The following is a 25,322-nucleotide window of genomic DNA, read 5'->3' on the forward strand; positions in this document are numbered from 1 at the left end:
TCATTGCAAATCTCCTACGGATTTGGGGGTGCCTTGCTGGCGTCTTGTTGAAGTGCGCTCGGGCGTGTTCAGAGCGCGTCCTGACCGGTTTCGCCGGTGCGGATGCGCACCACCTGGTCCAACGGAGAGACAAAAATCTTGCCGTCACCGATCTTGCCGGTGCGGGCGGCGCCCTCGATGGCCTCGATCACCTGCTCCACCACGGCGTCGGCCACAGCGGCTTCGACCTTCACCTTGGGCAGAAAGTCCACCACATACTCGGCGCCGCGGTAGAGCTCGGTATGGCCTTTCTGGCGTCCGAAGCCCTTGACCTCGGTGACGGTCAGGCCCTGCACGCCAATGGCGCTGAGGGCTTCACGCACTTCGTCGAGCTTGAAGGGTTTGATGATGGCGGTGATGAGTTTCATGAGGGTCTCCGGGGTCTTGGTTTCGATCAGACGAGCGATCGTTCAGTTCAGAAGGACTTCTTGGCCGAGAGCACGAAGCCGCTCTTGCCGAGGTTCTTGGCCGAGGGGCCGCCGACGTAGGCGTCGGTGTTGGTGCCGACCAGCGCCGCGCCGAAGGCGATGCCCGCGTACTCCTTGCTCAGGGTGAGCGAGTAGTCGGTGTAGGACGCGGCCGAGTTGTGCTTGACGTTCTGGCGGCCCAGATGCGGCACCAAGGTGAAGCCGTCGCCCAGGTCCAGGGTGGCGCTCAGGTCGAGGTAGCCGCTGCCCTTGCTGTCGGCCGTGCCGAACAGATTGGTCGTGCTGTGCGAGTACTTGGCGGTGAAGACGCCGTAGCTCAGCGCGCCGTAGACCTCGGTGGTGTTGGCACTCGGGTTCAGATCATTGCTGGGGTAGATGTATCCCAGCACGCCGACATCCAGCGTCAGGCCCGCGGCGATTTCGGTCTTGTAGCCGGCGTAGACATCCAGCTCCAGCGAAGCGCCGCCGTTGTAAGGCGCATCCTTGATCCACTTGATGGTCGAAGCCCAGGTGCCGATGTAGAAACCGTTGGCTGCCGCGTAGTCCGCACCGGCTTGCAAGGCCGGCTTGACGCGGCTCTGCGAGATGCCGCGATAGCGGTAGTCCGTGGTCACGCTGGCATTGAAGCTCAGCGGGCTGGCGGCTTCCTCGGCCTGGGCGGCCAGGGGCAGCACAGCGCCGAGCGCGAGAGTGAGGGCAGCAGCTTTGGCGAACGATGTCTTCATGCGGAACTCCTGGATGTCAACAAAAGGTGGAAGAGAAAAGCGGAGAAATGCGAGCACTTGGCGGTATGCAGTGCAGCTTCCGTGCCAGCTTTGCGCCGCAGCGCTTCGCGCTCAAGGCCTCCCGGTCTAGAGCGAAACCCGCAACTGGCGCACCAACTTGGCCTGCCCAGGCCGGGCGCCGCCCGAGCTCGGCGCACCCGATTGGTGCGGAGCACGCTTTGTGTGCCTGAAAGGCGCAGCAGCCGGGCACAATCAGCCCAGGGCCTGGCCTGCAGGGGAGCACAAGCGCACCATGTCTCTGGCAATCGTTCACAGCCGCGCACTGGATGGCCTGGCGGCCGAGCCGGTCCGTGTCGAGGTGCATCTGGCCAATGGCCTGCCCTCCTTCACCCTGGTCGGCCTGGCGGAGACGGAGGTCAAGGAGTCGCGCTGTGCGCGACAATTGATCGCGAGCTTTGACTCGTTATTAATCAATGACTTACGAGTCATTTTTCGCCGAAAAACGCCCTGAAATTAGTGATCTGGCAGGATCACTGGCAATTGTTTTTCCGGTTTCAAACAATGCCCCAAGCCCGCGCCCCACAACGCTCTATCCTGCCGCATTGCGCTGCTGCAGTTTTTCATACGGGATGAAGCTAGCGAAGGGCTGACATCACGAGGACGAGCAGGCCGCGGGGAGCAGCCATGTGACCTCCGCGGTTACATCTGTCCGGCCGCTTGGATCGCGTCGTAGATGTTCTTGCCGATGTTGGTGATTGATTCGACTGCAGGGAGGGACGCTAGAAGAGCTGTGACAACCGATTTTTTCGGCTTTCCCGAAGCGATTTGCTCCTCTATCGCGTCGACCACCTCGAGCGCCGCGTCCTTGTCGTCAGAGCTCAGGGCTGCTCTTTGGATTTCCGTACGAAGACTCTGTAGATGGTTCACAACCGAGGCATTGACGGTCACGACGTTTGTTGAGTGATCGGTTGACTGATAGTTGAACCTGGCGCTGTGGCCCGTCACGTTCACCGTCAGGTTCTGAACGGCACGTTCTGCTTCGGGCAGCCCAAGCTTGCGAACCTTCATCTGGTAAGAGGCGGGGATGCCACCAAACTTCTCGTGGAAGCCAGGATCCACAACCTGAAACGTTTCCTCTGCGCCATTCGACATCCGTCGGCGCACCAGATCATCGGGCTCAATGAGAAGGCCATCGGGGACGCCGACGATGTAGATCCCGCCTCTCTGCACGCTTGCCTTTATGCCTGACCTGACTTCACCGTTCTTCTTGAGCACCTCGATCGTGTCGGTCATCATGCTGCTGAAGGCCATCGTCGTCCCCTTCGTTAGATTGAGCTCGAAGTGTCTCATCCCAATGTGCCTCGGGTGGGGCGGCCAGGTCTGCTAAAGGGCAAGCATCCGGCCGATAACTTGACCGTCCTTGAAATACGCAGCCTTCACCGTCTCTGGCCCTTCTGAACTAGGTTCAGGCCATTCTTGAAAGCTTGTCATAGATGATCACACGATGATCTAGATTAATAAAGACCGTCCGCCTGTGCCCTGGAGGGCCAGAACTTTGAAAAAAGACCGTTCACCCCGTCCAAGCCCCTGCCTAGCCCATCTCCATTTGGGCAAGCAAAACTAGATCCTGTTTTGGCTGGTCATTCATCGCGTCATGTACACGGCTGGATCCGGATGTGCCAGTCGGTCGTTTGATGCAACCTTATCGATCAAGCCAGCAGGAATACGGATCGCAATACAGCCAGGGCAGCTTCGAGCTTTTCATTTAATCGGCACTGTTGGCTTCGGATGCCTTACCTCAATACGGCGCTTCACATGCGCATCATGATGAAAGGTAGCGCCCGCCCTTCCACCTACACATCTGCCATGGCTGCGCTGCAGAGAATTCACCCAAGTCGCCCGCGCTAGCAAGCGCCTTGCTGTGCAGCGGCATCGAATTGCGGGAAATTGCGGTGAAGTCCCGCAATTGCACCGCTCGGCCGCAATCAGTACCTCGCCGCCGCCATTGTCCGATCCGAAACCACAGCTGTTGAGCGTCCCAAACGCGGCATCCCGCAGGCGACAGTCCGGTGTGCAGCGGTAGCAGCCATTCGTACTTGCCGCTTGCGAGGTAGGCGCGTGCCCCAAACGGACATTCATAGCCAGGACCGGATGAGCGCCTCGGCCGGCGATTCGTCGTCTGGCTGCCAGTCCTTGAGGAGAGTCTGAGTCAGGCGCAAAGAGGCCGAACGGCCTCTGTTGTGGGCCATTGTCGAGCCCGGCAAGCCCCTGTCAGCGCTGTTCGCAGAGGATGCGGCAACCTATCGAGCCTCTCTTCGCCGGCCGGTGCCGTACATGCGCTGGATGGGACCGTTCCAGGTCATCGCTGAGTCTGCGGACAGTCACCGCACGAGGGTCTAGAGCTGTGTGCCAGCGGCGGTTGAGACCAATCAGTCTCGCTGATGAAAGAAGCGCGTACCAAATCGAGACTCATCGGAAGCCAGCGTGCTCAACAGCTTCCGCCGGAACGTTATTCGAGGCGCTCGAACGACATCGCGATCTGACCCATTTTGATGATGTGGCGCCGACGCAGCCCGCCGAAACTGAACACAATTCCATGGAGAGTTCACATGCGTACAGATCAAGTTCGTGCCGCGCTGGTAGCAACCTGCATGGCGCTGTTCGGTAGTTCGGCGCTGGCATGGGGTGCGCAGGGGCATCGCATCACGGGGCTGATTGCTCAGCGGTTGCTGACGCCGGAGGCTAACGCCGGCATCAAGGCGCTGACGGGAAATGCAGATTTTGCCGCCGCCGCCGTCTATCTCGACGTGAACAAGCTGGCGCTTGAGAAGAAGATCCCTGGCTCGCGCGAATGGCACTACGACGATCGGCCAGTCTGTGACGCGAAGGCTGCCAAGGCCGAATACTGTCCCAACGGCAACTGTGCGTCGACCCAAATCACGCGCCACTATCGCGCCCTCATCGACCAGCACGCTACAGATGACGAGAAGCGCTTTGCCGTCTATACGCTGGTCCACCTGATCGGCGATGTCCATCAGCCTCTGCACGGTTCGGATCATGACGACCGTGGTGGCAACGACATCAAGGTGCAATTCACGTTGCCGAGTGGGCAGAAGCGCACGACGAACCTGCATTCGGCCTGGGATACGGACTTCGTGAAGGCCACGTTCACCACGACGGACGAGCGCGTGATCGCTCAGGATCTCGTCAATCGTTTCAGCAGCGACTTCGGAGGATGGCAGCGTGGGTCAACGGCCAAGTGGCTCAAGGAAACCTACGACTATTCCAGCACCTTCGCATACGGGAAGCTGCCTGGGTTCGCATGCACCAGCGAAGACTTTGGCAACCAGAGGCTGATGCTGGATGACGAGTACGTCAGCCAAGCCATCGGCATCGTGCCGGAGCAGTTGGCCAAAGCAGGCGCTCGCATCGCCTACATCCTGAATCGTGCGTTCGCGAAGTAGCTGACGCGCCAGCCAGTTCGGCTGAGTTCGACCGCAGAACGCTCCCTCTACTTGCCCCTCTCCAGCAAGGGCGGGCGAGTCTCCACTTCCTCGACCAACCTGATCTGAGGTACTGACAAATGCCCGATATCCCTCCATGGCTGACCAGCATTGAAGACGTTGTGTTCTATGCGATTGACAAGGGCTCGAACTACGACCTGGCGTTGTATCCAACGAGCAACTCGATCGACAAGATCGCCAAACTGACGTTTGCACAACTGCTGATGGACAAGCAGGGCCAGGCGATGATGTGGAGCGTGTTGAACGCTGGCCTTGCCCTCCTAGACCGCTCGAAGATTGATCCAGCGGCGGCGTCGAAGTGCAAGACTGCGGCGGATGTCCTGGCAGCTGCGAAGGCGACCACATGATGCGTCGCTCGTACGTTGTAGTTGCCGCTGTCTTGCTCCAGAGCACGGGCGCTTGGTGCGCTGAGACGGCAAAGGAGAAGCCCGAGTGGAAGCCGTCACTGCTCGCGGACGAGGCGCCCGCGCAGAAGCCATGGGAAGACGGCGCCACGTTTGCCTACAAGTCGGTGGATGGCAAAGCGTCAGCCATCGCCGATGCGGTGTTCAAGCTTGAACGCATTGAGGACCGCAAAGTCACAGGTGGGTTCTCTCGCGTGTCTTGGGGGCCAGGCGTCTATGTTCATCGAAACAGCGACGCTGCCAAGCCAAACAATGACCGCGGCCTCATGCTCAGCGTCGCTGGTCTTTGGTTCGATGATGGGCCAGCAGACGGCGCACGCAAATCCTGGAGTTGGAGCGTCGAAGCCAAGGGCGGTAGGAAGCTGACCACCGAGGATGTGGCCGGCAAGAAAGCCTACTACGACAAAGATTCTCGTCGCGTCACGGCTGGCGGTCAGTTTGTCTACGCACCTTCGGCGGGGCAGCTTGATCCCAGCAATCTGAAGCAACAGGCCTTCATGTTTTTCACGGCGAGCGCCAAGCTCTACCTGGATCGAGTGTCGGGCGGCGTCACGAGCGCCTCAGGGCGCATCACCGGCGTAGAAGCCATGGCTCGCTTCGACATCGCGCCCTTGGGGTTGGATCCTTCTGTGACCAAGGTCAACAAAACAGGCCTAGGATTTGTGCCCAGCTTTGCCGTCTGGGGTCAGCGGCAGCAAGACTTCAGCGCATCCGGTGCGCGCGCCAGGGAGAACCGCAATCTCTGGGGAGCGAAGGCGCAGATGACCTTCAGCCAGCTGGACGGCAGCGGTGTGGTCCCGGCGCTGAGCCTTGAACGTACCAAGGGTGCCGATCTTCTGACGGGTCGCGAAGATTCAGATGTCACGAAGCTCTCGTTGACCATCAAGTATTGAAGCGGCGAGTTCCCCAGGGGGCCAGTTGCGACCGCACCGCGGCGAGTGTTTGTCTATGACTTTGTGGGCGAGCTGGCCGACCTAGTGGCAGCCCAGCCCCCATTTGTCTATGACTTTGCCGTCAGGCTACCGGAAGGTGAGGCGAGGTTCGCTGGTCCTCAACTGTCCGGACGGCTGCTGAAGGCAGGTCAGAGTCATTCGCCCCAGACGTTCTGAGTAAACGGTGCATAAGTAAGCCGACATTTGATGTTATGCAGTCTGCATGACGGCTGTGCACGCGAGACCAGGCACTTGATGAGCTTCGGAGCTCAGGCCGAACCGGAAGACCGGTCCGGCCGCCGGCGAACAATACTTCGCTGGTCTAGTTCGAGAGGCGCGATTTATCAGAATGAATGGTTCGGCCTGCAGCCAATTCAAGTACCGTCAGTTTCTTGGCATTAGATGCTTTGTCTAAGGAGACAAACATGGCGATTGACCATGCACGTATTGAGCAGATCCTTGCTGCGACCGCAGCGATGGGTTCAGCAGAGTCTGCCCTCTCTCCAATTCTGGTGAGTGCAGCAGTTCGAGCGATTCAGACCTCTGGTAAAGATGTTGACGATATTCAGAAGTGTTTCGGTGAGTTGGCCCGCCGGCTCAACAACGCCAAGTCTCATTCCGAACTGCAAGCTATTCTGCTTAGCGAAGATTCTGTCAAGTACGGGCTCGATGAGTTGTGCCGAGGTGAGGTCGCCGCTCGGCGTTTGGTCGCTACTCTCGATGGCTTTCGATCTGTTTCCTTTCCAGACATCAACAGCATCGACATTGGGCAATTACAAGCGCTCAATAACTGCGATCCAAAAGCTGTAGCCTGGCGCCTTGCTCGCGGACTAGCAAAGGCTGGATCTGCAACTGATGCCGATGTCATCGTGCGAACTGCGTTTGCTGCATTGGGCAAACTTACTGATCATCCTGTCGACCTTAAAGCCGCGTTAAAAGGCCTTGGCAAAGGTAAGGATGCCTTGACTGGCCTTATCGACGGATCCATCTCCCTGCCAGGCTCAGCGGCAGATGCCAAGCTGATCATGGGCCCCTTGATCGACGCTGTTGCTGGCTCTGCTGTTGCTCAGCAGGTTACAACGGCTGTCGCAGCCGTGCAGCAAGCTCAGAGTCTCGCGACCGCAGTTCAGAACTTCAAATGGTCCTCCGCAAGTCCATCTGACAGCTTTAAGTCCATCAACGCGGCTGCAACTTCTGCTTCTGGATTGCTTGCTGCACTGGGCAACGATGAAGCCTCCGAAGCCGTTGCCAAGGCCAGCGGCTATCTGCAGTCTGCTGCCCAGATTCAGCAATGCGCCATGTTGCTGATCAATCCTGCTGGTGGCATGGGTGCCGCGCTCGCAATTGCCGGTATGGCCGGCGGCCTCGGTGGGCTTGGCGCGTTTGGTGGCGCAGGAGGCCAGGATGTCGGCGCCCAGCAGCACGAACAAGTAATGACCGCCATTGCAAATCTCCAACAGCGAATGCTTGCGGAGTTTGGCAAGGTGAACGAACGCCTTGAGAAGATGACGGTCACTCTTGGAGAGATCCTCGAAGCCGTCAGAGCTGCCAACCTTCGGCTTGGGACCATTCAGTTGGCGGTTTCCAAGATGCAAGACACGCTTGACGTCATGCTCTTGTGGCAAGAAGACCGTGCTCTCGACATCATCCAAGAAATCCAGGAGGGTGAAGGTCGCAAGTGCCGAAGTGAAGCCAATGAAGACGCTGCTGATGGCCGACCTGTACTGCGCGGTCCTGGTCTCTCAGGGTGCATCTCCTTCTATTCTGATGTCGCTGGCGACGCTGCCAGCGACCGCGGCCAGATCAAGGCTGGGCCTGACACCGTCAACGCCAGCAACCTTCGCAAGGTTTTTGGGCGCTACGCTGACAACGCCCCCATTCATGTCGTGAATGAGGATCGCTGGCGCTGCATGTTGGTGCTCAAGGCCATGCTTGAATCGCGCGCCATTGCTCTGGCAGGAAGTCCGAGCAATGAGCCTATGCTGGTTGGCGCAGTGTCTGGACTGACCTTGCTGTACGGGCTCCTGGGGCGTGACACCTTCATGGCCATCAAGGACCAGAAGGCTGTCAGTTCTGCATTCAGCGTCGTACGCGGTGTTTGCCTCGATCATGCTCGGTTCCTCGATGACCTTCGTCGTCCTGAAACGGCCATTGAGTTGACGAAGATCTATTCAATGGAATTGGAGGCATTTCTCTCCGGCCTTGAACAACTTCGGACTCAATGTACCGATCAGTTGATCAAGCAGATCAAGGCTGCTGCGTCCCCCTACCAAATTATTCAGCCAATGATGTTTCGCAACAGCGAGACTCCCACCAATGTTGACTATGTGCTTTTTGCCAATGCAGACACAGAACCGCTGAAGCTCCTATTCACGCAAGTTTCTGGTGCTCCTTCTGAGGTTCAGCTTCGTGACGCCGGCTCCTACTCCGTAAAGGATCAGGGCGGGACTCGTTACATCGGTGTCTTTGACGCTCGAATCTTGATGGACGGTGACGTTGTCGTCGATTTTGTGAGGTTGCCTGACACGCGGCTACTGTTTGACGGATGTGACTATGCGACCCTTGATGCTCTGCTTGCAGCTCAAGACGTTGTCGGCTTCTTGTCAAAGACGAACGGGAGCGCCGGGTCCACGGGCCATGCAGACATCGTTGCTGGCAACATCAAATCCCTCATTGCCAATCAGCAGGACAAATTGATTGCCCATCAAAAGAAGTGCCTAAGCTCTATCGGTGCCGTCGATATATTGGTCGCTCGAACTTTGCTCGATGACAAGATGGATTGGGGTGAAGCCAAGGAAAAGCTTCAGCGCCTTGACGAAGCTTGGAACGCTGCCCTGCTTCTGAAGGCTGTTCTGCAGACCGGTCATGAGACCGCTTATGCCCAATGCGACTTGTTGCAAAGCATGCTGAACGGCAACAGCAACTACCAGCTCTTCAACTGGGATGTCATGCGAACTTGGGCAAGCAACCAGCCCAACGCTCCTCAGTCTGGTTCTGCTGATCTCGCTGCGTTGTCACGCGCAAGGTATCAGCAGCTGACACAACTCCTGGAGAAGTTCTTCGTCGAAGCGTCTACAAGCGGTCCAAGATTGTCCCTCGGCTTCACTGCCGCTAGCGATGCGCTAAGCGCCATGATCAAGGACTACTGACTCGAGTTGCCTGCTCGTTCGCATCCGCCGTAGTCATGAAGAACGTTGGTGTCGTTCAATTCATGGAATGCCGTAGACGACACCGTTCCTTAAGTCCGACAACGCCTTGCATGCCATCACTTCGCCCGAAAGCCCTGTTCGATAGCTTGATGTGAATCCCCCCGGGATTCTTAGAAACCGGCGCCAGTGGCTTCAGAGTCGAGGGCATCATCTGCGATGTTCTGGGCGACCGCAACGGCAAACCAGTTCGCGGCTGGCGCGATCAGTTCAGCTTCACGGGTTGGGCAGACAGTGGCCGAGACCCAAACCCTAGGCCAGCGTCGAAAAGCGCCCATGGAGTGCTGCCAGGCGCGGGATCGATAGCGAAAATCTTCTTGAACGGTCCACCGTTCAACGACGCATAGGCCTCAAAAGATGGGAAGTTTCCGACCGTGGCCTGAAACGCCAAAGTCTTTGCAGCCATGTCGTAGGTGATCGTGCCACCGTAGTCGATCTTCGGGGCGCCAAGAACGAGTGGGTTTCCGGCGCTGCAACCGACAACAATCTGGATCAGGTTGCCGGCCGCTGCCGGCTGCCCCATATGGCACGCCGTCGTCTGCGCCGTGGCGGCCGTCTCATCACCCCCGGTTGCGCACTTGCGCCGGACGGTCCTTCCCGCGGCGTGGATGACGCTTGCGGTTGGAGATGCGCCTGAGATCAGCTTCACCGCCGAGGAAAGGCGCGAAGACGCCGCGGGGTCGGCTGAAAACTCACGGTGGTCGGTGTCGAAGCACTGGCCCGTCGGCAGCACGTCAGGGACCATGAACATGCCGGATTGGCCAGGCACTGCCTTGATAGCTCCTGGAGAAGTCGGATGCGACTTCGGTATGAACGCGCGAACGACAAAGCGAACAGTGTCCTGTGCGCGTACGTCGACTCCGCTGCCGAGAAGGAGGCCGAACAGCAGCGATCCGATGACCGGGGTCAGGGCTTGTCGATCCACAGGACTCTCCAATTAGCGCTCAAGCGGTATGGAGCCATACAGTAACCATGACCAAGGTGTATGGCAATCGGCTTCGTCGCGGATCCGGCCCTCAACAACTATAAGGATGTCAGGCAGGCCGACGTGACCTGCCCCCTCCCGCAGTACCAGTCGCATGGCGGAAGTCCGGGTTGAAGGTTACTTGATCTCTTTGCTTGTAGCCGGTGGCGGAAGGTTCTTTGTGCGATGGTTTCGTGCGAACTCGGCTGGAGGATTCGTCCCAAGCTGGTGTGCGGCCGCACCTCGTTGTAGTCCTGGCGCCAAGCAGCAATCGCCGTGCGTGCTTGCGCCAGCGTCTCGAACCAATGCTCGTTCAAGCACTCGTCGCGGAACTTGCCGTTGAAGCTCTCGATGTAGCCGTTCTGCATGGGCCGCTCGGGCTGGATCAAGATGTGCTGTACGCCGTGAGACTGCGCCCAAGCGATGAAGGCCCGGCAAGTGAACTCCGGCCCGTTACGGCACGGAGGGAGCAGGTCAGCCTGTCGAAACCTGTCGCGCAGGCACTGCCCCTCATTGACCGGAGCGACCACTGATTCGATTACACATCGACGGTCCATGCTGACCATCCGGCCCAGCCTCACTTGACCACGAGGCGGCCCACCTTCTCATCAATATTCCCGGTGGCCAATAACAGTGACCGCTAAAGTGCACATCTTGCGGCCGTGTGTGATCAGGTCCTACCGGTCAACGGTAGCTAGGCTGTCAATTGTTATGGATCGAGACCTCGCACTTCCAAACAGAAGCCTGAGCCGGTCAGGCTGAGCAGAATTGAAGCTGCATGTCCGCCAGGATCATGCTGCGACTCGTGCAAGAGCCCGGTTGACTCGATGAGCTTCGTTTGAAGGCGTTGGCCTTCCTCAAAGCCGACGCTGGGGAATAACTGCTCAAGGCCGAGGACCGGGGCTTAAGAACCTCAAGCGGATTACCGCTATGGGCACACTGCTGGCATACGGGCGCCGACAGCGACCGTCAGCAACCGCTGCGTTGCTGCCGCTCCCGCGCCTCAGCCGCTGGTGCTCATGAACACTGGGTCGCGTGCCCATCGTGCCGCGCTGGATGCTCATGTCCACTGGAATACGCACCAGGTCTGTTGGGCGCTGGCACAATGGTCTTGCATGGTCGGTAGCGTAGTCTCGCATCGGCGCAGAGTTCTTAGATAGATGCGGTGACTCGAAGTCGATTTCGAGTCCGGCAGCGATTTGGTGGCCTCCGTGTGCATGGCGTTTGCCGATTAGGCAGCTTTGGTCACTATCTACTCCTAGGGGGCAGGCGTTGCGCAAAGAAGCGATCCAAGTTGAACAAATTCGTGGCAGTGTTCATGCCGTCGTGATCACGATTCGTCCTGACGAATACGAAGCACTAGAGAAGCGATTGCCTGATCCTCGGGCAGTCGAGGGAGGGAAGAACAGCTATGAAACGGCGCTTCTCCCAAACGGTACTTTTGGTGAGATCCGTGTCGCGTTGACGCGCTGCACCACACAAGGGAACTTGAGTGCGCAGGCAGTGGCCAACAACGTCATCGCCGATCTGGATCCGGCCTGGCTCATCATTACCGGAATTGCCGGCGGTGTTCCTGACGCGGAGTTCAGCCTAGGCGATGTGGTGTTGACTTCGGCTTTGCATGATTTCTCGTTTGGCGCGAGCGCTCAAGGCAACGTCACTCACGAGACCATGGGCGGTCCGATGCACCCGCGCGTTGAACGCTTCTTACAGACGAAGCCATTTGGCCGCAATGGAAAACGTCTGCTGGAATTGGCAGGCCTCGTTCAGGACGGTCTTCAGTCATCGCACCCGACTGTGCCAATGGATCATGTTGGGCTGTTTGCGGCGACGTACGGTTCCGATTCACATCGGCAGAAGGTCGTCGCCTCTTTGGCTGCACGCTTTCCAGAAGGGCACCGGACGGATGGCGTTCGCTTGTACGTCGGTTCTTGTGCGAACGGGAATCTCGTGCTGAAGGACACCGAACTTCTTTCCAAGTGGCAAGAGTCGGCACGGCAGGTGATCAATGTAGAAACCGAGTTGGCCGGTGTATATGCGGCCGCGCGCAGCGCAGGGCGGCAGTCATATCCGGTGCTCGCAGTTCGAGGGCTCAGCGACATTGTCGGCTTCAAGCGAAGCGCTGAATGGACGCAGTACGCGTGCGACAGCGCGGCAGCTGTGACTGTTGCGATTCTGAGCGCGGGCGATATTGACTTCCGGGAACAACTTCCAAACCCTTAGTAGGGCCTCCCGCAGCCCCAGCGGTGACGGCCCCGGATGTCAGGGGTGGCCAAGTAGACGAACGCGCCCGACTCCTAATACCCCTGGCGCGTAACGCTTCTTTTACGGGTCGTGCTAACGAACTGACCCGATTAAAGAAGGCGTTCGCAAAGGGTAGTACCGTCGCGATTGTTGGCCTTGGCGGCATGGGAAAGACTCAGCTCGCGCTTGAGTTTGCTCTCTCCGCGGCCGAGGAATACGAGTTGGTGGCTTGGGTACGGGCGGAGACACCCGACCTCCTTTTCAGCGACCTTGCAACGTTGACACTTGCGCTGGGAGGATCCATTCCAGTTGATGACGAGCCAGCGGTGTTGTTGGCGCTTCACCGCGAGACAGCCAAGCGGCGGAAGTGGCTGCTTGTTGCCGACAACGTTGTAGATGCGGGCAGCGTGCGGCGACTACTCCCCCACGGACAGAAAGGCCATCTCCTAATGACCTCCAGGCGTCTACATCTGGACGAAGCCGGAGCGACGCAGGCGATCGATTTGGAGAAGCTCAGTCTGCGAGATTCCAAAAAATTCATGCGTCGACGACTGGGGGTTACTCGCATAGTTCCAGCCGAGACAAATGCACTTGAAGAGTTGTGCATAGCGCTCGATGGCCTTCCGCTCGCCTTAGAGCAAGCCGCTGCCTACCTAAGAGATACCCGCGGTTCTATCGTCGAATACATGATTGCGTTTCGTCGACATGGTGTGCGATGGCTAGAGCAGCGCCCGCCAAGTCTTGGGGAGTATGCTGCCTCGCTGGCGACAACCTGGATTGTGAGCTTCGAGCATCTATCGGTTCAGGCACCGGCCTCAGTTCGGCTGCTCAAGCTGTGCTCGGTCATCGCCGCGGACCGAATCCCGCTGGGATTTTGTCGGCGCGACGATACTTCTGACAGGAGCCTCGATGATGTTATCGAGCCCCTCCTGCGCTTCTCTCTCGTGAAGCGGCAGCTAGCGTCCAATACATTCAACATCCATCGGCTGGTTCAGGATGTTGTTCGGGAGTCGATGTTTCCGCGGGAGCTTTCAGAGATTCTCCAGGAGGCTGCGTGCCGTCTCGAAAGGCACCTTCCGGCAAGCTCAGAGCGCAAGACTTGGCCTCAGTGGGAAAGCTGGCGGCCACATGTACAGCGCTGCACAGAAATGCACGCGGAGTACAAGCTTGCAGATAAGTTCACTGTCACCATGGCACACCGAATGGCGAGCTACCTTCATGGGAGGCACCGATTCAAATCTGCAGAATCCCTCTATCTCCGTGCGTTGGATGGCGTTGAAGACTGGCAGGGGCCCCATTCCATGGAGGCCCGGCCGATTCTGTGCAACTTGCAGAGTCTCTACTCCCACATGGACCGTCATCCGGAAGGACAGGCTGCAGCGGAACGGGCATTAAAAATCCTCGAACTGCATTGGGGCTCGGAATCCCAGGAAGTGGTCGTAGAGCGAATGCTGGTTCAGGGCTGGAATACAGATGACTCGGGAGCCCTGGAAAAATTAGTGAAGTTTCTCCCGAGCTCCCATCCAATGCTGCAGGAACTTCGAGGCAGGTTAGTGATCGTCTTGATGAATCAAGACCGATTCGAAGAAGCTAGGCGTCACAGTGACGCCATGGTACGGGCTGAGGAGGAGTCAAATGCACCCGATCACCTATATGAGCTTAGTGAGGCACTCGTGCTTCGCGGATTGATTGAGGAGGAGCTTGGTAACAATGAAGAGGCGAGACGCAGCTTCCGTCGCAGCGGGGCACTCCGGCGCCAACTGTATGGGGCGATCAGTGAGGAGTTTGCCGGAGCGCTACAGATCCTTTCGATTGCCAGCCCGCCCGCGGTAGCCGAACGCCTGCTATTTCGTGGCCTTGCAATCCTTGAAACACTAAGGGATCCGGAAGACGAACTGATTGCGGAGGCTCGGTTTTTGCTGGGAGGCTTTTTGGAATCGCACGGACACCCCGAGAGGGCCCTACCCTTCCTACGCGACGCGTTGACCGCGTACGAGGCGGCACTGGGACCTAATAGTCTTAGCAGCCAATACTGCGCTGTCGCGTATGCGAATGCGTTGGATGCCCTTGGCCGCCTTGATGAGGAGCCGGATATGCGATCGCGGCGTGCTTCATTCCAGAAAACTCTCGATTTGCAAGTTAATTCCGTTCCATCGCGAGTGTCCGCGAAACACGATCATGCGCAAGTTTCGGTGCGTGGAGTAAGCAACCCACACGGAACTTGATGTGACCTCGCTCGGCTCCTTGAAGAATGCAATACGGACGGGCGGCGTGCAGGCAGATCCCTCAAGATTATGTTCAGCGTCTTCTGAGCACGGAATCTGGCGCCTGATGAGCACCTTGTCCGGAGGTGTTGCGCAGGGCAGCGTGTCCGGCAACTTGACCACGCGGTCCAGCGCCGAGTGCGGAAATGCTGACCGCTTCAGGCTGTAAGCAGCCGGTCGCCCCAGGACATCTCGGCGTCAAATGGGTGCGAGGTCACATGCAGGTCAGCGGCCATTCGGCAGTGGCGGTGATCGACCCGGTGCGAATGCCGACTGCACCTAATGTGGCGCCACAAAGCTGCCGTTCGAGTTGAAGCTGAGCTGCGAACGGAGGCCTGCCAAAGGACGTTTGCGTGAGCGCCCGGCTATAACTGTCGAACAGCCATGCGAATAAAGTCGGCCAACCGTAAATGGGCAACCCACTCGGTTCCTTGCCAATCGCCGTGCAACTCGACCATTCCGTTGAGAAAATTCATTCGATCTGGCAATGAAGCCATTCCGAAGGAAATCTTCTTCGCGTGGATAAGCTTGTTACATGCCTCACGGAACCGTAGAGGAACCTCATCTTTCCGTCCCTCGCGAATGCTCCCCACCTCAGTCTCGGGTCGACGATCAACTCGAATCTCGTGAATGACATCCAGCGGCCATTCTCCACCGTCAAGCAGGTTTCTTAGGATGACAGCGACCTCGATCAGCAGTTTGGTTGCCTGTGCAATTTCGTGGCGCACCCTCAGTTTGTCGAACTCATCATGATCGTCACCCGTTGACAAGCGAGCCAAGCCTTCGCTACCGAAAACAACGGCGGCAAGGTCGTAGAGCGACGCGTAGATGAGCGGCCGCTCGATCAGTAGAGCTGTTGGAAAGGCTTGCACGAGGTAGTGTTCGAAGCGAATTCTGGTTGGGGGCCAACCGGCGGGAGCGCGGCAATGGTCATCGCGCTAGCCTACCTGAAAGCAGCCTGTTGCCACGGACTGCTCATGGCCGAGTGCGGGTGGTACGCCAGCGAACTTCGTCGCCATACCGCAGTCGTTCAAGATCACATCCTGGCCGTCCGTTTTAGTGCGAGCAAGTTAAACATTCAGCAGTCTCAGTTCGGCGATCAACGGTCTTCGATGAACGGCAGCGTCCTGACATCCCAACGCGACCGCAAACCGATCAACCGAACGGTGTGACGAGCAGATAGGCCCCACAGGCAGGCGACACACTGAGCGATTGAGGTGCGGTTCACGTGCCGAGACCTTCCGAGGGCAGAACCTCGGGAGCCTCGCGTGCGAGTCGTAAGCCGGTACTTGCTACCTGTCGCGAAGCAAGACGCTGGCGTCGTCACCTTTGGGGGGCTGGCGACCGCGCTGCCAGCCGAGATTACCGTCGCGCGCCTGGCGCCCCAGCAAACAAGTGGTTGAGGACTTCCTGCGCGGGAGCGAATCATGGCCGTCACCCGCAGCCCGGCCAGGGCCTGAGATGCGTCGGGTACTGCAGATCTGGCCAAGTAGACTCGTTCTATGTCATGCGGCTCCTGCTTCGATCGCTTCGCGAATAGCGTCCTCAAATCGAAGCATGGCAGCTTGAGCCTTGGGGCCTTGAGTTCTCGCCGCCGTCCGAATCTTTGCAGCCGCGGCCTTAATCACAGGGTCGTTTGACTCTCGGGTCATCTCCAACGCAGCGGCCTTGAGCACGTCATTCACCAACTGCTTGCCTTGTTTTGATAGGCCGACATAGACGATGTAGCAGTAGTTCTGAGTTGCAGTGAGCCCGAATCGGACGTGATCGGTGTACGGATGAAAGCGCGGATGAAAGAAGCCCGCAAACTCGCCGTGCTCTGGATAGTCCTGCGCCGTGAGTGAAATCGGTTGGTAGCCAGCGGCCTTCTTGATCCGATTGCATCGTTCGCACGCCACCGCAAGGTTCCAGAAGTGGAAGGAGAAGCGGCCGTACACCGAGGCCGGAAGGACATGATCCAGCTGGCGGGAATAGCCTCCAAGCAGCAGGGATTGACCGCAGTAACAGCAATCGTCATGTTGGAGACTGGACAAATGAGCCCGAAGGGCCGACATGATCGAAGCGCCGCTGATCTCCGCGTGCGTGCCAAGCCAGATGGTGTCCCGCAGCGCGCCCCATTCATTGGCGGTGCTTGGACGCGCAGCAGCATCAAAAAACTTCTCCTCCTCAAGGATCGCCCTCACGTCCGGTCTATCCCTTTTGGTTTTGTGGCAGACGGCCAGGTATGCCTCTTCTTCGTCCAGCTTGACGCGGCCTCCAGGCAGCGTCTTCAATTGGGCTCCTCCTCGAAGCTGGACTCTGATCGGACGCTTGTGAGTTGCTGTATCGCCTCGCGGGCCGCCTTGATCACCTCGAGGCTGCGCTCGATCCCAACCCTGTCCAACTGCGCCGAAGCGTCCCTGACCCTGCGACGCATGTCGCCAAGTTCTTTCAGCAGCGGCTGCAACTGTGTCTTGTCCGGAAGGTCCGTATTCATAATTCCAATGGCGTCGGCAACGATCGCCGCACAGCGCTCATGGATCAACCGGTTGTTGGCGGTATGAGTGCAGAAGCCCTTGAAAAGGACGCCTTCCACAGACCGTCGGTCTCGCGGTTCGATCGGAGTGAGTCGCTGCTTGCTGGCGGAGAGGCAGACACTCGAATCGTCGGAGACGCTGGAAATTAGTAGAGGCGAATGCGTGGCGACGAGGATGTCACATGAGAAGTATCGGGAAATCACCGACAGGACCCGCGGCAGAACTCGTTGCCAGCTCACGTGCAGACTGATCTCGGGCTCGTCGACCAAGAACAGGCAGTGTTGTTCGGCTTGGGCAATGATCTTCACCACCAGACTGACGATCTGCTGCTCGCCTGAACTGAGATCGCGAAACGGTGTAATGCCACCTTGGGATTCCGACCGCATAAGGGCAATCTGCATGGTGGATGCGCTGACGTTCTCGGTCTGCTCCTGATTGAGCAACGCGTCGCTGCCAAGCTCGATCGTGTGGTCCATGACCCAGTCGCGTTGAGCGTGGATGCCGGCGCCGCCTGCCTTCAATGGCATCAGATAGCGGCGAGCATCGAATTCAATGAGTCGAAGGACTTCCTCGAATACCCGCAGACGCTCTGTGGAGCGGTGAATCAGAAGGAATTTTCGGCATACGTCGGTGGCAAGCCGCTTGAGGTTGGCCGTCTGATCTGACGTGCGGGCTCCCTCATAGATAAAGTTCTCAAAGCCCGGTGTCGCCTCCGACTTCAGCGGGAACCGATCCGAAGTGCTGCACGAGATTCCGATGGTCTTGCGTTGATGCTCGCTTGAAGCTTGTGCGATCTCCCTTAGGAGCAAGCTCTTTCCCTCACCGTTGTTACCGATGAGATAGATCGTTCGACCACCACCGTTGCCAGGATGCAGCAAGTTCAGCAGGGGGGAGCCGTCTATACCCGAAAGCCACGCGCGGCGTGCCGGGGGAAGGACGTAGCGCAATGCCTGGAGCGCGTAGTCGTGCTGCCGGATCTCATCAGCCGAGACGACCCGGCAAAGGCCCTCAACGTTGCGATATCCATCGGTGAACTCTCTATCGAACAGGTACCGATAGTGGGCCGTAGAGTCCTCGCGACTTGACGTCGCCCAGCGGGAGGAGATTCCGGCACCAAGGAAGAGCCTCACGATCCGACCGGAGAACTCGGCCAGCGATCCGTACTCCTGATGGCTGGCCGGGATCCCCACTGCTGCGGTGTTGATCATCAGGACCTCATTTCCGGATCCCATCGGGCGTGGGCGGATCAGCCATGCAGTCTTCTCCATGCGTGTTCCGGCCGTTCGAGGGAAGTCAATGACCGCTGCGAGCTGCCCCTCATCCAGTAAGCGTCTACGAACGTCGATAAGCGAACGGCGAGTCGTTGTCCGCTCGCTTCCGGCGATGACCATCAGAACCAACTGTGCACGGAACTGCCACCGGAGAGGTTCAAGCATTTCCGACGGATTTGCCACGCCCCGGAAAACGTCGTCATAAATGAGCGACGGCATCACTTTGCGGGGGGGGACGTCGATTCGAAACAATGCAGCCGACCAAGAGTCTTCGCGAGCACTCAGCTTCTCAAAGGCGCGAGGATCCCTTTCGTGCATGACAAGCCTCAACCTCACCTCAAGGTCGAAAGATCCGATCTGGAAGAGATAGCCATACGGGACTTGTGAATGCCGCCGACGCCATCGTTCGTTCCCACTTGTCGCAAACAGATCGCCCGTTTCGCAAAAGACGTCAACAAAGGGATTGTTCGGGTCGTTGAGCGTATTGGCGAGTGATGCGGAAAAGTGCGAGACCAGACGGTTGGTTCCGGTTTCTCGCTCCGCAAGACGCATGAACCGGTAGTCAAAAAAGTAGGCGGCGGTGCGAGGAGGGACTTCGTTCAATCTCGATAGGAAGTCGAGCGCACGGACTAGGAACTCCGGTGCAACTGCATCCACGTTGAGCCGCTGATCTCGCGCGAGGCCCAACAGTTCGTTGAGCCTGCCAACTGCCTGCGCCCACCAGTCTTGAACCTCGCGGCTGGGATGTTCGAGCCTAGACCGGGGTGCCGGGATGGTGGCGGGCTGGTCCGCCCACAGAAAAAGCATCAGGAGCGTCGTCCGCTCGTATGCCGAAGTTCCGTTGCCGCGGTAGGCAGCACGGCATTCGCCGTCGAAATGTCTCCAGAACGCGCTCGCGTCGAGTTCAAGCTCTTCCATCTTCAATCACTCCCTCAGCATGTTTTATGGAAGCATAGTGGTCGACGCGGAAGAGCGGCAGGAAGTCAGTCGTCCTTGAGGGTTGGGCCTGGGACAGCACGTATGACGTTGTGTCGGGCAAAGACAACCTGCGACACCTCATTTAGGCAACCTGCCGCCCCAATCGCTCTTGCATGGGAGTGACCTAGAGCACACAGAAATAGTTTTCGCAAGACCTGCGGCGTCCACCGGTAGCAGAACAGCTCGACAAGAGACATATCAGTCCTTTATTCGGACCAATCACCCCTGATTTCGGACCGATTTTCAAGATCCGTGTCCAGAACGAGTCGGGGCGCGTTGCACCCCGGGCCTATGCAAAAGGTGGCCGCGCCATTTGTGCGCCAGCTTGGACCAGAACTAGGCAGCGAGACTTTGCTCGGGTGACTGCGTTGTAGAGCAGCCTGCGCTTCTGGTCATCGCTTCCAACGACAGCCGCCGGCCATAGCAGAATGACGTTGTCAAATTCGCGGTTCTTCGCGCCGTGGACCGTCATCGCTCTCCAACCTCGGTCGACTCCCTTGCTGATTCGGCGACGTTGTGAAAAGACTTGGTCGATGGCCTTAGTGATCTCATCCTTGGAGAATGTGCTTTTTGAGCGAGCACGTCGCTGCACATCCATCCAATCTGTCACTTCCCGAACTACACGTGGATCACCGGCATCGGCGAGAAGCGCGGTCACCGAAGGGATGTCGTTCATATCCTGCAATGCAAGACCATCAATGAATGCACTGGCCGCTTTGCTTTCAGACTCCTCCCAAGCGACAGCGTAAGGTCCAGCACCGTTTGATGTCGTATTGGCTGCTGACCAGGTGAGGGCGCTCCGGGCGAACGTACCAAGTGAAGGCGTGATGATCGCAACGCTCCGTCCTCCCCCGTAGTACCGCAAGTTGCCATTCAGCCATGCGCCAGCAAGTGGAGGTCGAGGCGTCAGCTGGACCTTGAACATGTTTCCGGTATGTGGCGGTTGGCCTGCGCGGATTGCCGCGGCGGCTTCGAGCAGCTCCGCCACATTGGTTCGTTGCGGTTGGTTGAGTTCTTCGGCTTGGCAAACTTCTTGGAGCCAGGTACATGCGGGGTTCGGGCGCAGTTGCTCATCGAGACACTGGAACTCGTCAGCTGCAACAAACACTTGGAGCCGCATGGCCAAGCCTTGAACAAGGCGCAGTCGAGCAGCAGTCAAATCTTGAGCCTCATCGACCAACAGAATCGGATAGGAGCCGGCGACCCAAGCCCTCACCTCGGCGATCTGTACGAGGTCTCCGGCCGCGTTGCATACCCGGTCATATTGGCTGGGATCGATATCCGCATGCCCGAGTCTTGACGCGAGAGATCTCCACCGCCGCACGAGCGACCAAGCGAAGCTGTCAAGCGTGGTGCAATTTGCTCGCTTTCGGAGAAGCGGAACTTGGGCGAGTCGCTCCTCAAGTCGGCGGCGCGAGCCATGCATGAAGGTCAGAGCAAGAACCTTTTGGCCTTCTGCCAGCGGCGAGGCCTCCAAGTGCGCGCTCAGAGCGCGCATCAGCTGATAAGTCTTCCCGCAGCCCGCGCCTCCTGAGAATGCCTGGATTGTCACGGTTGGAACACCCAAACCCCATCGCCGTCGCGCACAAAACGGGCAGTCGCGTTCGAGCCAGCACAGGCGCATGCCAAACCCGACAGAAGGTCCGCTGCTCTCTCGCGGCAGGTAGGCGTAGTCGCAATGGCCTCAGCGACAAGTTCGTAGGCGATGATGTCCACCTTCTTGGTCTTGAGGTACGCGACGGCGTCGGCCGCCGACGCCGGCGCTACCTCACCAAGCTCCGCGAGCTTCGGGACGGCAGCACCCTCGTCCGCCAGAAGAATCCAGCCTACAGCGTCCTCAATCATGGCGCCGTCGTTCCAACGGATGATGGACGTCGGTGGTGACGGCGCGTTGCGTAACTGCTCTGCGTACTGCAGGCCCGCCCCATCGCCGTCCACAAGGCAAGAGACGCTGCGGTGCAGCCTTGTCATAAGCAGGTGGGTCTCGATAACTTTGGCGTCTTCGGTTGGAACCACGCCAACTTCGATACCAAAGGGCCTGCTCATCGTATCGACCCAACCGGCCGTCATCATGAGAGGCCGCAAGATGCACCGTAGCAGCTGGAAATCAGCTCGACCCTCGGGAATTAGTAGCGAAGGCTGCATGAGCGCACTCAGCACATCAACGCGGCTATGCTGAAAGAACTTGCGTTGCCAGTTTGGCGCTGCGACGGGCAAAGGCGCTTCCAGGAACGGCTCGGCAGACATCTCACCATCGTGCTTCTTGAGAACCAGCACCGAGGTCGGGTCTGCCATGCTCGCGACCAGCGGCGAATGCGTGGTGACAAAAGTCTGCGTCGACAAGGCCTGCACACGCTGCACCAGTCGTTGCTGAGCCGAAGGCGGCAAATGGACCTCCGGCTCTTCCAAAGCCATCAAGAATTCACCTCCTGAAGCGGCGCGCGCACGGCCGAGTTCAAGAAGAAGCAGCAGCCCCTGCATTGACACTAAGCCACTGCCTTGTCTTCCGGCGGGAATGCTGAATCCGTCGGCAGCCGCAAAGTGGGCGGACACAGCCTCCATGACCGCGCGACTATCTGTTCCGGTCAGCCGGAGCTGAACTTTTGGTGCATTCGGAAAAGAAAGTGCCAGTTCATTGTTCAGGTTCTGAATCAGAGGCGCGATGCCAGGATCCTGATCGATCGGCTGCTCGGGCGCACGCAGCCGGTCGCGCTCGGATAGTAGCGCTGCGGCTGGCTGAGCCGCTGCCGCCAATATGGTCCGCTTGAAGAGCTCATTGCCGAAAGAGAACACCTTGTCCCAAGTGCGGCTGGCTCGGACTAGGTAGAAGCTCAACTCCTGAATGAGCTTTGCCGGAACAGGAGCTGGCGGCTCCTCAGTGAAGGGGTCAATCGGTTCGTCGTGATCGTGGAAGTAGCGAAGCATTTCCACGGAAAGAGATTCAGCGTCGAACCTCGCCTGCACAGCGATCTGGCAGCAGAGCTTCCAGGTTGGATCGTCGCGCTGCGGATGCACAGTTCCAGATGCCTCGTCCACCCACTTCACTACGGCTCTGCCATCGCGGAACCACTGGCTGCAGTGCTCCGGATCGTCGTTCGGAAAGTCAGTGATGGTGGCCATCAACTTGATTCGATCTTCTGGCTGCGGGCACGACCCGTAGAAATCGTGCTCCGTTAGTTCCCGGACCAACCGATCCCGTCCGAGCAAAAGGGTCAATGCTTCGATCAGCGTGGTCTTGCCGGTGTTGTTGTCGCCTACAAAGACTGGGTGTTTTCCGAATCGAATGAAGCCAGCTCGTACGCCGCGGAAATTTTCTATCTTGAGATTGGAGACTCGCATTTTTTGCTCTTGGTTTTTCGCGCACCTGCTCCGGCCGCGCCACCCAGCTACAGCCAAACAACTATTCGTTCCAGCTCAAGGGTTTCCTTGAGCATCTCCCCTGAACTCATCTTCAGCCGATATCGATTGGTGACCAAGGTGAAGTGCAGAGGCAAGTCTTTCACAACCAGCCAACTAGCAGGAACATTTGGAATTTCCAGAGGCGTATCAGTGATCATTACAGCTTATTCTCCAGCACGCGAAAAAGGCAAGCTCCATATATGAATCGAGCGGCAAGGGATCTGATGATCACAGCGTGGTTGCTGACCTGAGCGCGCTCACGCCTCGTTAATCGCAACGGACCACTGCACCTATAGCAATCCAGAGCATCTTCTGGATAATGGTAGCCATGGACCCAAACGATCCGAGCGTTGCTCGTGCAACGCACGGCCCGCACACGGAGCCGTGTCATCCGGTGCCCACCCTGAACGCAGCGTTGCATCAACGACTGCTGCAGGAAGGAAGTGTTCGGCCATCGACTTTCGAAAGCGCTATGGCGGCTCTGGCTCAGGTTCGTGCGCGCAGAGTGGCGGAAGTGCTCAATCTGGCCAGAGAAGTCGATCACGACAAAGACCAAGACGTGCCATGAGACCGGGAGGAGCTGGCTCCCCGGGAGATGACCATGCCCTATTCCGCGCGCGATATCGACCTGCGAAGCTTGGCGCTTCATCGCCTGGTGGTCCAAAAAATTCAGGCAGATCCGCAGTTGTTCGCGAAGGCACAAGCTACGCTTGAACGAATGGCGGCAGGAACGTTGGCGGCGACGCTTCCATACGTTTTCGAATGGTGCCGCGTTTTTGACCAAGGCATGGCAGAAGCACTCGCCCTTGCAGTTGAAGATTCCGAGCGCGGGCAAACCCTCCGGTCGACCTCTCCGTTTGCAGGGATCCTGGACGACTGCGAGCGGATTGAGCTTCTAAAGGCATGGGCTACCAGCGGTTAACACAAGACACGGTAGCTAAGCCGCGACGACCTACTGCGCTTGAGGATCACCTGCCCAACCGTGGGCTCAGAAGATTGCGGCGAATTGCGGCAGACATCCGCAATTGCGGGAATTTCCCGCAATCGTGCGTATATGGCTTACAGGGGACTTCCCGTCGCCTCAGATCGACCGACGAATTCAGTCAGCGAAAGGCTGACCTCCTTAACGGGCGTCGTGCGGGTCGGTGCCGGGTGCTCGCCTGGCCTACGCAGCCGTTCCGTCGAGCCACCGTCCAGATCGTCCCGCGCGATCCTTTCAAGACCCCGCTGCAGGGCCTGTCCGTAATCGATTTCACCAAGTGTCTCGTGCTTCTCATTGTTCATGATGTTCACTACTGAATCACCTATCGGCTGCTCTCGATTTGTTGAAGGAACGCTGACACCGCCACGAATCGATGCGTCAACCCTCATCGCCGAGCAAGATGACTTCATCCAAGGCAAGGTCCTTCCTCAGTTGATGGCTGAGCTCAGCGGTCCGTCTCTCGTTGCACCGCCTCTTGAACGCTTCCATCGATTCAACTCTCTTCTGATGGATTTCCATCTTCGCTACCCGCGCATTCGACATCGGCCGAACCTTCAGCGTGAGCGCCTCCTTGAAAAGCTCGATGATGCCGCCCTCATGGGTGAGCTTTGCGACAAGGATAGCGTGCACCGGGTTCAAAGTACCTGCGTCGTGCTCCATGATGCGTGCCGCAGCCATCTGTGCGGACTCGGTTCCAACGCCGATGCGTCTCAGGAAACCGGGCTCAAATTCTTGGGTCAAACGAAGTCGAATCATCTGCTCCATCTTTTCTGAATCCGTCCTACCGAAGGTTCTTGCCAGTCCTGCTTGGAGCGCGTAACGGAACTGCTCGCGATGGACAACAGGAATGCTGGCGCCAAGAAGTTCGTTCGCAGTTGCCGCGTACCAGATCTCTTCGTAACTGGCCCCGAGATGAATCTCTTGGTGAGGTTCTACCTTCAACATCTTCAACGCCCCCGGTGTGCGAGATGTCGTGAACAGTCGGCAGCCATGTTTTAGGCATGCGGTCACACCTGGCAGGTTGTGGCTCCGACGCCAAGCAGCGACGCCGTCGCTGAGTCGGTTCTCGCGAGCGCATTCCGGGCAATGATTGAGACAAAGCGTGCTCCACGGGCGCCTGCGTAGTTCATCCACTTCCGTCCCAACGCGCTTCAACTCCTTGCCTGTAGTGAAATGCCGAGCGTTGATCTCCTCACCAAGAAACGGCCTGGCAAATGGATAGAGCGTCATGTTCTCTTCAACCCACGACTTGTCTGCCAAGATCCCAGCAGTCGAATCGAGCGCAACGAATCGCGCGGCATTGAGCGCATGAAATGCGACTTGCCTTCCTGCCACAGCCTCGCAAAATGTAGATCGCTTGAGGCCGCTTAGAAGTAGCCATCGTGCGGCATAGCTGTAAAGGAGTTCGTCGGCAATCAGGCCAGGGGCAAAGTTAAGCATCGGTTT

The 25,322-nt window shown here is 58.2% G+C and carries 20 protein-coding genes and 1 pseudogene; 9 read left to right on the forward strand and 12 right to left on the reverse strand.

Features of this window, described 5'->3' with window-relative positions; genetic code table 11:
- Positions 1-68: 68 nt before the first annotated feature.
- Both glnK and ACQY39_RS01045 read right to left on the reverse strand, forming a co-directional pair.
- Positions 69-407 (reverse strand): P-II family nitrogen regulator, encoded by a 339-nt coding sequence (glnK, locus tag ACQY39_RS01040; RefSeq protein WP_102769267.1) that lies wholly within the window; start codon positions 405-407, stop codon positions 69-71.
- A gap of 47 nt (positions 408-454) precedes the next feature.
- Complete coding sequence (locus ACQY39_RS01045; RefSeq protein ID WP_428503054.1) at positions 455-1,192, reverse strand: TorF family putative porin; 738 nt, start codon at positions 1,190-1,192, stop codon at positions 455-457.
- A gap of 292 nt (positions 1,193-1,484) precedes the next feature.
- On the opposite strand from ACQY39_RS01045, the gene ACQY39_RS01050 reads away from it, so the two are divergent.
- The gene (locus tag ACQY39_RS01050; RefSeq protein ID WP_428510944.1) at positions 1,485-1,703 is read left to right on the forward strand and encodes a hypothetical protein; all 219 of its coding nucleotides are present in this window, start codon (positions 1,485-1,487) and stop codon (positions 1,701-1,703) included.
- A gap of 188 nt (positions 1,704-1,891) precedes the next feature.
- Here ACQY39_RS01050 and ACQY39_RS01055 read toward each other — a convergent pair whose 3' ends face one another.
- A complete protein-coding gene (locus ACQY39_RS01055; protein WP_428503055.1) occupies positions 1,892-2,503 on the reverse strand; it encodes a hypothetical protein in 612 nt (203 codons plus the stop codon).
- A gap of 1,298 nt (positions 2,504-3,801) precedes the next feature.
- On the opposite strand from ACQY39_RS01055, the gene ACQY39_RS01060 reads away from it, so the two are divergent.
- From ACQY39_RS01060 to ACQY39_RS01075, 4 genes are all read left to right on the forward strand, one after another.
- Positions 3,802-4,656, forward strand: a complete 855-nt coding sequence (locus ACQY39_RS01060; protein WP_428503056.1) for a S1/P1 nuclease — start codon at positions 3,802-3,804, stop codon at positions 4,654-4,656.
- A gap of 119 nt (positions 4,657-4,775) precedes the next feature.
- Positions 4,776-5,063, forward strand: a complete 288-nt coding sequence (locus tag ACQY39_RS01065; protein WP_428503057.1) for a hypothetical protein — start codon at positions 4,776-4,778, stop codon at positions 5,061-5,063.
- Entirely contained in the window at positions 5,060-6,013 is a 954-nt protein-coding gene (locus ACQY39_RS01070; RefSeq protein WP_428503058.1) for a hypothetical protein, read from the forward strand. Before ACQY39_RS01065 ends, ACQY39_RS01070 begins: the two co-directional genes overlap by 4 nt.
- Before the next feature lie 464 nt (positions 6,014-6,477).
- The gene (locus ACQY39_RS01075) at positions 6,478-9,201 is read left to right on the forward strand and encodes a hypothetical protein (RefSeq protein ID WP_428503059.1); all 2,724 of its coding nucleotides are present in this window, start codon (positions 6,478-6,480) and stop codon (positions 9,199-9,201) included.
- A 262-nt stretch (positions 9,202-9,463) separates the two neighbouring features.
- On the opposite strand, the gene ACQY39_RS01080 is transcribed toward ACQY39_RS01075, so the two are convergent.
- Entirely contained in the window at positions 9,464-10,183 is a 720-nt protein-coding gene (locus tag ACQY39_RS01080; RefSeq protein ID WP_428503060.1) for a DUF3238 domain-containing protein, read from the reverse strand.
- 177 nt (positions 10,184-10,360) lie between these two features.
- Positions 10,361-10,674, reverse strand: a pseudogene (locus tag ACQY39_RS01085) (integrase core domain-containing protein); the annotation flags it as partial.
- An 820-nt stretch (positions 10,675-11,494) separates the two neighbouring features.
- Between ACQY39_RS01085 and ACQY39_RS01090 the strand changes: the two are divergent.
- Both ACQY39_RS01090 and ACQY39_RS01095 read left to right on the forward strand, forming a co-directional pair.
- Positions 11,495-12,445: a hypothetical protein gene (locus tag ACQY39_RS01090; protein WP_428503061.1), complete on the forward strand. Its 951-nt coding sequence runs from the start codon at positions 11,495-11,497 to the stop codon at positions 12,443-12,445.
- A gap of 23 nt (positions 12,446-12,468) precedes the next feature.
- Positions 12,469-14,691: a tetratricopeptide repeat protein gene (locus ACQY39_RS01095; protein WP_428503062.1), complete on the forward strand. Its 2,223-nt coding sequence runs from the start codon at positions 12,469-12,471 to the stop codon at positions 14,689-14,691.
- Positions 14,692-15,095: 404 nt separating this feature from the next.
- On the opposite strand, the gene ACQY39_RS01100 is transcribed toward ACQY39_RS01095, so the two are convergent.
- Positions 15,096-15,602, reverse strand: coding sequence for a hypothetical protein (locus tag ACQY39_RS01100; RefSeq protein WP_428503063.1), 507 nt, complete (start codon positions 15,600-15,602; stop codon positions 15,096-15,098).
- 54 nt (positions 15,603-15,656) lie between these two features.
- Between ACQY39_RS01100 and ACQY39_RS01105 the strand changes: the two genes are divergently transcribed.
- On the forward strand, positions 15,657-15,902 hold the full coding sequence (locus ACQY39_RS01105) for a hypothetical protein (protein ID WP_428503064.1): 246 nt from the start codon (positions 15,657-15,659) through the stop codon (positions 15,900-15,902).
- Positions 15,903-16,235: 333 nt separating this feature from the next.
- Here the strand turns inward: ACQY39_RS01105 and ACQY39_RS01110 are convergent, their stop codons facing one another.
- The 4 genes from ACQY39_RS01110 to ACQY39_RS01125 all read right to left on the reverse strand — a co-directional run bounded on the left by ACQY39_RS01110 (position 16,236) and on the right by ACQY39_RS01125 (position 22,834).
- Entirely contained in the window at positions 16,236-17,003 is a 768-nt protein-coding gene (locus ACQY39_RS01110; RefSeq protein ID WP_428503065.1) for an HNH endonuclease, read from the reverse strand.
- Entirely contained in the window at positions 17,000-19,435 is a 2,436-nt protein-coding gene (locus tag ACQY39_RS01115) for an AAA family ATPase (RefSeq protein ID WP_428503066.1), read from the reverse strand. The genes ACQY39_RS01110 and ACQY39_RS01115 overlap by 4 nt, the downstream gene beginning before the upstream one ends.
- Positions 19,436-19,784: 349 nt before the next feature.
- Positions 19,785-21,119, reverse strand: a complete 1,335-nt coding sequence (locus ACQY39_RS01120; protein WP_428503067.1) for an ATP-binding domain-containing protein — start codon at positions 21,117-21,119, stop codon at positions 19,785-19,787.
- The gene (locus ACQY39_RS01125; protein ID WP_428503068.1) at positions 21,044-22,834 is read right to left on the reverse strand and encodes an ATP-dependent nuclease; all 1,791 of its coding nucleotides are present in this window, start codon (positions 22,832-22,834) and stop codon (positions 21,044-21,046) included. Before ACQY39_RS01125 ends, ACQY39_RS01120 begins: the two co-directional genes overlap by 76 nt.
- A gap of 661 nt (positions 22,835-23,495) precedes the next feature.
- Here ACQY39_RS01125 and ACQY39_RS01130 point away from each other — a divergent pair.
- A complete protein-coding gene (locus tag ACQY39_RS01130) occupies positions 23,496-23,816 on the forward strand; it encodes a hypothetical protein (protein ID WP_428503069.1) in 321 nt (106 codons plus the stop codon).
- A 137-nt stretch (positions 23,817-23,953) separates the two neighbouring features.
- Here ACQY39_RS01130 and ACQY39_RS01135 read toward each other — a convergent pair whose 3' ends face one another.
- Positions 23,954-24,178 carry a hypothetical protein gene (locus ACQY39_RS01135; protein ID WP_428503070.1) on the reverse strand — a complete coding sequence of 75 codons (225 nt, stop codon included), beginning with the start codon at positions 24,176-24,178 and terminating at the stop codon, positions 23,954-23,956.
- Between the two features lie 76 nt (positions 24,179-24,254).
- Positions 24,255-25,316 carry a TniQ family protein gene (locus ACQY39_RS01140; protein WP_428503071.1) on the reverse strand — a complete coding sequence of 354 codons (1,062 nt, stop codon included), beginning with the start codon at positions 25,314-25,316 and terminating at the stop codon, positions 24,255-24,257.
- Between the last annotated feature and the right edge of the window lie 6 nt (positions 25,317-25,322).

Origin of the sequence: Roseateles sp., assembly GCF_965262435.1 — a bacterium.
Taxonomy (GTDB): domain Bacteria; phylum Pseudomonadota; class Gammaproteobacteria; order Burkholderiales; family Burkholderiaceae_C; genus Paucibacter_A.

Excerpts from the sequence above, each read along its gene's own strand:
- ACQY39_RS01060 (WP_428503056.1), top strand. The coding sequence starts at position 3,802 with ATGCGTACAGATCAAGTTCGTGCCGCGCTGGTAGCAACCTGCATGGCG.
- ACQY39_RS01050 (WP_428510944.1), top strand. The coding sequence starts at position 1,485 with ATGTCTCTGGCAATCGTTCACAGCCGCGCACTGGATGGCCTGGCGGCC.
- ACQY39_RS01135 (WP_428503070.1), bottom strand. The coding sequence starts at position 24,178 with ATGAACAATGAGAAGCACGAGACACTTGGTGAAATCGATTACGGACAG.
- ACQY39_RS01115 (WP_428503066.1), bottom strand. The coding sequence starts at position 19,435 with ATGGAAGAGCTTGAACTCGACGCGAGCGCGTTCTGGAGACATTTCGAC.
- ACQY39_RS01130 (WP_428503069.1), top strand. The coding sequence starts at position 23,496 with ATGCCCTATTCCGCGCGCGATATCGACCTGCGAAGCTTGGCGCTTCAT.
- ACQY39_RS01065 (WP_428503057.1), top strand. The coding sequence starts at position 4,776 with ATGCCCGATATCCCTCCATGGCTGACCAGCATTGAAGACGTTGTGTTC.
- glnK (WP_102769267.1), bottom strand. The coding sequence starts at position 407 with ATGAAACTCATCACCGCCATCATCAAACCCTTCAAGCTCGACGAAGTG.
- ACQY39_RS01140 (WP_428503071.1), bottom strand. The coding sequence starts at position 25,316 with ATGCTTAACTTTGCCCCTGGCCTGATTGCCGACGAACTCCTTTACAGC.
- ACQY39_RS01045 (WP_428503054.1), bottom strand. The coding sequence starts at position 1,192 with ATGAAGACATCGTTCGCCAAAGCTGCTGCCCTCACTCTCGCGCTCGGC.
- ACQY39_RS01120 (WP_428503067.1), bottom strand. The coding sequence starts at position 21,119 with ATGCGCCTGTGCTGGCTCGAACGCGACTGCCCGTTTTGTGCGCGACGG.
- ACQY39_RS01075 (WP_428503059.1), top strand. The coding sequence starts at position 6,478 with ATGGCGATTGACCATGCACGTATTGAGCAGATCCTTGCTGCGACCGCA.
- ACQY39_RS01055 (WP_428503055.1), bottom strand. The coding sequence starts at position 2,503 with ATGGCCTTCAGCAGCATGATGACCGACACGATCGAGGTGCTCAAGAAG.
- ACQY39_RS01125 (WP_428503068.1), bottom strand. The coding sequence starts at position 22,834 with ATGCGAGTCTCCAATCTCAAGATAGAAAATTTCCGCGGCGTACGAGCT.
- ACQY39_RS01070 (WP_428503058.1), top strand. The coding sequence starts at position 5,060 with ATGATGCGTCGCTCGTACGTTGTAGTTGCCGCTGTCTTGCTCCAGAGC.
- ACQY39_RS01105 (WP_428503064.1), top strand. The coding sequence starts at position 15,657 with ATGGTCATCGCGCTAGCCTACCTGAAAGCAGCCTGTTGCCACGGACTG.